The organism is Citrobacter sp. TBCS-14, assembly GCF_005280805.1.
Classification (GTDB): domain Bacteria; phylum Pseudomonadota; class Gammaproteobacteria; order Enterobacterales; family Enterobacteriaceae; genus Citrobacter; species Citrobacter gillenii.
This window is the reverse complement of the sequence record NZ_SZWM01001023.1, coordinates 1-494: the sequence shown is the minus strand read 5'-3', so window position 1 is coordinate 494 and position 494 is coordinate 1. Positions and strand designations below refer to the sequence as shown.

The 494-nt window shown below is 53.8% G+C and carries 1 protein-coding gene; it reads left to right on the top strand.

All coding sequences use genetic code 11. The features are described from left to right. Nucleotides 1–160: 160 nt before the first annotated feature. Nucleotides 161–494, top strand: a 334-nt coding sequence (locus FDX22_RS23750; RefSeq protein WP_146717881.1) for an alpha/beta hydrolase, incomplete at its 3' end; no start/stop codon positions are given.

Sequence of the window (494 nt, the reverse complement as noted above, 5' to 3'; positions counted from 1 at the left end):
CCTGGATTGAGCAGCCGTGGGATATGGGCGTGGTATTTGTTCCGCCGATCTCTGGTCGCTAATCTAAAAAGTTTTCAACGCCCGCACTGTCGGGCGTTGTTCTTTTTGTGCGGTGTCAGGTTACACTATGCCTTAGTGAGTACTCATGGAGGCCGTAATTATGTCACAGGCTAACCTCAGCGAAGTCCTGTTTAAACCCCGCTTCAAACACCCTGAAACGTCAACGCTGGTTCGTCNTGAAACGTCAACGCTGGTTCGTCGATTTAATCACGGCGCGCAGCCGTCTGTGCAATCTGCCCTGGATGGCACAACCATCCCGCACTGGTACCGCATGGTGAATCGCCTGATGTGGATCTGGCGTGGGGTCGATCCGCGTGAAATCCTTGAGGTGCAGGCGCGTATCGTCATGAGCGAAGCCGAACGCACGGATAAAGATCTCTACGATACGGTCATTGGCTATCGTGGTGGAAACTGGATCTACGAGTGGGCGAAGC